This is a genomic window from Streptomyces sp. NPDC014894, from assembly GCF_043080985.1.
Lineage (GTDB): Bacteria > Actinomycetota > Actinomycetes > Streptomycetales > Streptomycetaceae > Streptomyces.
In genome coordinates this window covers 1-6,128 of the sequence record NZ_JBIBWD010000042.1, presented here as the reverse complement: position 1 = coordinate 6,128, position 6,128 = coordinate 1, and the positions used below count along the sequence as shown (strand labels likewise).

The 6,128-nt window shown below is 69.7% G+C and carries 1 protein-coding gene; it reads right to left on the bottom strand.

All coding sequences use genetic code 11. The annotated features are described in order from the left end of the window. On the bottom strand, nt 1-6,128 hold a 6,128-nt coding region (locus tag ACF089_RS35800), incomplete at both ends, for an amino acid adenylation domain-containing protein (RefSeq protein ID WP_392036384.1).

Sequence of the window (6,128 nt, the reverse complement as noted above, 5' to 3'; positions counted from 1 at the left end):
AACAGATCCGGACGGTAATTGATCCGCATCTTCAAACCACCGACCGGACCCGCGATCAACCCCAGCGGATAACTGATCGACTCACGAATCCCCGATTCGAAGATCCGCAGCCCGCCCGGTCCCGCCATCTGGGGCTCGGTGTCCGAGGGCGTTTCCTGGTTGCCGCCGCCCGAGGGGAAGTTCTCGAAGGCGAGGATGGTGTCGAAGGTGGCCCCCGCACCGGCCAGGCGCTGGATGTCGCTCAGGCTCAGATACTGATAGTCCATCAGCGCCGACTGCTCGGCCTGAAGCTCCGCCAGCATCCCCGCCACCGTCTGCGCCGGATCGAAACGCACCCGCACCGGCACCGTATTGATGAACAGCCCGAGCATCGACTCCATCCCCGGCAGATCAGCCGGACGACCCGCGACACTCGCCCCGAACACCACATCACGACGACCCAGCAACTTCCCCACCAACAACGCCCACGCCGCCTGCACCACCGTGTTCAGCGTCACCCCATGAACACGCACCAACTCCCGCAGACCCGCGTCCAGCTCGGCATCCGCCTCACCCGACACCACCTCACCGTGCACCAGCTCCGCATCACGATCCACCGGCGCCACCAACGTCGGCTCCTCCGCACCGGCCAGCGCTCCCCGCCACGCCTGTCGGGCGGCCTCGCGATCCTGATCCGCCAGCCACTCCAGATAGTCGCGGTAGAGAGGCACCGCCGGCAGACCGCTGCCGCTGCCGTCGGCCTCGTACGCGGTCCACAGCTCCTGCATGAGGATCGCGAGCGACCAGCCGTCGAGCACGATGTGATGCAGCGTGATCATCATTCGGTACTGGTCAGGACCCATCCTGACCAGCAGAATCCGCACCAGCGGGGGCGCCGTCAGATCGAACCGGCGCGAGCGCTCCTCGATCCCCAGCCGCTCCGCCGCAGCCTCTCTCTCGTCCTCCGCCAGCCCCGACAGATCCTCCTCCCGCCAGGGCAGCAGCACCTCGCGGGTGACCACCTGGACGGGCTGGTCCACCCCCGGCAGCTGCCGGAACCCCGCACGGAGACTCGCGTGCCGGTCCAGCAGCGCCTGCCACGAGGCGCGCAACGCCACCGGGTTCAGCGGTCCTTCGAGTCCGAGGTCCAGCTGCTCGACGTAGACGTCCGTGCCCTGCTCGTCGAAGAGCGCGTGGAACAGAAGCCCCTCCTGGAGCGGCGAGACGGGCAGGATGTCCACCAGCTCCGGAACCTCCGCCTCCAGCTCCTCGATCCGCGCCTGGTCCAGCGACACGAGCGAGAAGTCGGAGGGGGTGTGACCACCGCTCTCCGCGTCGGCGGTGTGGGTGACGAGACCGGTCAGCATCGCCGCCCAGCCGTCAAGCAGTCGGGTCACGGCCTCCTCGTCCCACAGCTGCTCGGGCCAGAGCAGTGTGAGCGTCAGCTCAGGCCCTTCCGGCAGATCGCGGACCGCGCCCATGACCTCCAGCGCGTGCAGTACGGGGAACTCGCCGATGTCGTCGCCGGTCACACCGTCGCGGGGCGGGGTCCAGCCGGCCTGCGCGCCCTTGGCGGGCGTCGCCGCACCGGCCGAGAACCGGCCGAGGTAGTTGAAGCCGATCTGCGCGGTCGGCAGCGCGGACAGCTGAGCAGCGGTCTCGGGGTTGAGATACCGCAGAATCCCGTATCCCAGACCGTCCCCGGGCACCGCCCGCACCTGCTCCTTGACCCGCTTGAACACCCGCCCGGCGGCCGGACCACCCGCCCGCACCTCGGACAGATCCGCCGAACCGACGTCCAGCCGCACCGGATGACTGCTCGTGAACCAGCCCACCGTCCGCGACAGATCATCACTGTCCGACAGAGGCACCCGCCCATGCCCCTCGACATCCACCAGAATCGCGCTCCCGGCAGCCGTCTCCTGACCGTCACGCCACTCCGCGACCGCGGCCGTCAGCCCGGTCAGCAGCACATCGTCGATGCCCGCGTGGAACGCCGTCGGCACACTCGTCAACAGCTCCGCCGTGATCGCCATCGGAATCCGCACCGATGTCTCTCGCATGGTGGACTGGAGATCCCGCTCGGGGTCGACCGGTTCCGCGGTGAGCAGCGGGTCGGGCCCCTGGAGGAACTCCACCCACTCGGCGGCCTCCGCCAGCCGCTCTTCGCTCCCGGCCTGCTCGACCAGCTCACGGGCCCAGTGCCGAAACGACGTCGGTACCGGATCCAGCGCGGCTTCGCGACCGGCGGCCAGCGCCTCGTACGTCTCCGCCAGGTCCGGCAGCAGGATCCGCAGCGACACGGTGTCCATGGCCAGATGGTCGACGACCATGAGCAGCCGGCCCAGTGTGTCGGGCCCACGGTCGAACCAGATCAACTGGGCCATCACACCGTCGGACGGGTCGAGCCCTCCGACAGCTTCCCGCATCCCTTCGCTGATCAGGCTGTTCAGTTCCTCGGCGGTCAGTCCGGTGGCTTCGACGCGGCGCAGCAGGCGCTCGGCGAGTCCGTTGCCGGGTTCCGGTACGACGAGTCGTCGGCCGGTCTCGTCCGTGCCGTCCTCCAGGCGGGCCCGGAGGATGTCGTGGTGGTCGACCAGCGCTTGCACGGCGTCGGTGAGGAGCGCGAAGTCGAGACCCACCGGGGTCTCCACCATCGCGGACAGCACCACCTGTCCGAGCTTCTCCAGCCCGACCCGCTCGATCAGTTCATGCATGACGGGCGTCAGCGGGATCTCACCGACACCCGGCTCGCCGCCGCCCACGAGGGCGCCGTCGCCGACCGCGCCGGCCACCACCGCCAGGCCCTCCGGCGTCTGCCGCTCGAAGACCTGCCGGGCCGTGATGACCAGACCGGCCTTGCGAGCACTCGACACCAGCAGCATCGACATGATCGAGTCGCCGCCCAGCTCGAAGAACGAACCGTCGGCACTCACCTCCTCCAGCCCCAACACCTCGGCGAAGAGAGCGCAGAACACCTCTTCAGCGGGTGTGGCGGGAGCCCGTCCGCTCGTGTTCCCGGCCGACTCCGGAGCGGGCAGCGCGGCCCGATCGAGCTTGCCGTTCACGGTCAGCGGCAGGGCGTCCAGTACGAGGACGGTCGCCGGGACCATGTACTCGGGCAGCCGTTCGCCCGCGTACTGCCGGAGCGTCTCCACGTCCACGGCCCGGTCGGTAGCCGATACGGCGTAGGCGACGAGCTTCTTGTCTCCGGGCCGGTCCTCGCGGACGATCACCGCGATCTGGCCCACGCTCTCGTGCGCGGCGAGAACGGACTCGACCTCGCCGGGCTCCACCCGGAAACCGCGGATCTTCACCTGCTCGTCCGCACGCCCCGCGAACCACAACTGACCATCAGCAGACCAACGCGCCAGGTCACCCGAGCGGTACATCCGCCCGCCGAACGGACTCGCCACAAACCGCTCAGCCGTGAGATCCGGCCGGCCCGCGTAACCACGCGCCAGACCGTCACCGGCCACATACAGCTCACCCGTCACACCCACGGGCACGGGCTGAAGGAAGTCGTCCAGGACGAACACCTTCGCGTTGCCGATCGGGCTGCCAATCGCCGGAGGCTGATCCTCCGCCGACATCCCCGGGTCGAGCGGAACAGCCGTGGTGATCACGGTCGCCTCGGTCGGACCGTACGTGTTCCACACCCGGGAACCCGCCAGCCACCGGCTCGCCAGATCGGCGTTCAACCGCTCGGCGCCCAGCACCCAGTTCCGTACCCCCGGCACCGACGACGGATCCAGCACACCCAGGAGCGAAGGAACGACGCTCGCGACCTCGACCCCGGACGTGCGGATCATCTCCGCCAGCGCCTCGGGCTCGGTCCGTTCCTCACTCGACGCGATGACCAGCGTTCCGCCCGCGGCGAGCGTCACCGCCACATCCAGTACGGCCGCGTCGAAGCTGAACGACGCGAACTGAAGCGCCACCACCCCTTCGCCCACACCCAGCGCAGGGCGCATGGCATGGGCCAGGTTCGCCACTCCGCCGTGTGCGACCGCCACGCCCTTCGGCCGGCCGGTGGAGCCCGAGGTGTAGATGACGTACGCCAGCTGCTCCGGACTCGTCACCGTGCCGAGAGGCTCCGCCGAAGCCTCCTGGATCTCTTCAAAGCGCAGTACGGGTACGTCGATCCCTGCGGGCTCCGTCCCGGCCGTGGCCAGCACCAGCACCGCGCCGCTGTCCGCGACCATGTACGCCAGCCGGTCCGCCGGGTACTCCGGATCCAGCGGTACGTACGCCCCGCCGGCCTTCCACACCGCCAGCAGGCCCACCACCATCTCCACCCCGCGCGGCAGGCACAGACCCACCACCCGCTCCCGACCCACACCGGCCTCGATGAGCACCCGCGCCAGCCGGTTCGACCGCTCGTCCAGCTCCCCGTACGACAGCACATCCGCACCGGACCGCACCGCCGGGATCTCGGACCCGCGCTCAACACGGTCCGCGAACAGCTCCAGGAAAGTGCCCGCCTCCACCGGCAGGACCGTGTCGTTCCACTCCGACACCACTTGAGCGCGCTCGGCCTCGTCCAGCACCGCGATCTCGCTCAGCCGGACATCCGGATCCGCGGCGACCTGCTCCAGCACCCGCCCCAGACGAACCGCAAGACCCTCAACCGTCGCCGCGTCGAACAGATCCGTCGCGTACAGAATCCCGCCGCCGATACCAGCCGGAGCCCCATCCGCGTCCCGCTCCTCGACGAGAGTCACGGACATGTCGAACCGTGCCGCCAGCTCAAAACCAAAGGGCACCGGGCCTACTTCCAGGCCCGGCAGCTCCCACCGTGCGACCGGTACGTTCTGGAGTGCGAGCATCACCTGGAACAGCGGATTCCGGGAGAGGGACCGCACCGGGCTCAGTACGTCCACCAGCCGCTCGAACGGCACGTCCTGATGACCGTAGGCGGACAGATCGGCCTCACGGGCCCGGCTCACGACCTCCGTGAAGGTGGGATCGCCGCTCAGATCAGTACGGAGAACGAGCGTGTTGACGAAGAAGCCCGCGAGATCGTCCAGCGCGGCATCGCCTCGGCCCGCGATCGGCGTACCGAGCGGAATGTCCTCGCCCGCGCCCATCCGCGACAGCAGAACCGCCAGCGCGGCGTGTACGACCATGAACATGGTCGCCCGGCCGCGCCCGGCCACCTCCACCAGCCCGGCGTGCGCGTCGGGGCCGACGCGGACCGGCACCGAGCGGCCCTCGAACGACGGCACCGGGGGACGGGGCCGGTCGGTCGGGAGCACCAGCTCCTCCGGCGCCCCTTCCAGCGTCTGCCGCCAGTAGCGCAGCTGGTCGCTGATGAGGCTGTCCGGGTCGTCCAGGTCGCCGAGCACTTCGCGCTGCCAGAGCGCGTAGTCGGCGTACTGCACCGGCAGCGGCTCCCAGCCCGGAGGGCGGCCGCCGCGCCGAGCCGCGTACGCCACCCCGAGGTCACGGGCCAGCGCGCCCATCGACCAGCCGTCGACGGCGATGTGGTGCGCGACGATCAGCAGCACATACTCCGAGGGGCCGGTCACCAGCAGCCGCACGCGCCAGGGCAGATCGATGCTCAGATCGAAACCGTGGCCGGCATGGGCGGTGAGGGCGTTCTGAAGCTCGTCCTCCGGGGTGTCGATCACGATGAGCGGCGGGCGTCCGTCGGCGCCTTCGAGGATCTCCTGCCGGGGAGCGCCGTCGGTCTCCGGGAAGACGGTCCGCAGGCTCTCGTGCCGGTCGGCCACATCGCCGAGCGCCGCCTCCAGCGCCGCGATGTCCAGTGCTCCGGAGAGTCGGAGGGTCAGCGGCAGGTTGTAGGCGGCGTCGGCGCCGGAGTCGGTCTCCTCCAGCCGGTTCAGGAACCACATCCGCTGCTGGGCGTAGGACAGCGGCAGCACCTCGGGGCGCGGCCGTGCGGTCAGGGCGACCCGGACATCACCGCGATCGCCTTCGATCAAGCGGGCTATCGCGACCACGGTCGGTGAAGCGAAGAGGTCTCGGATGCTGACTTCGGTGTCGAGGACGGCACGGACGCGGGCGATCAGCCGCATCGCGAGGAGCGAATCACCGCCCAGATCGAAGAACGACGCCTCCGCACCCACCCGGTCCAGACCGAGCACCTCCGCGAACAGCCCGCACAGCACCTCCTCCACCGGAGT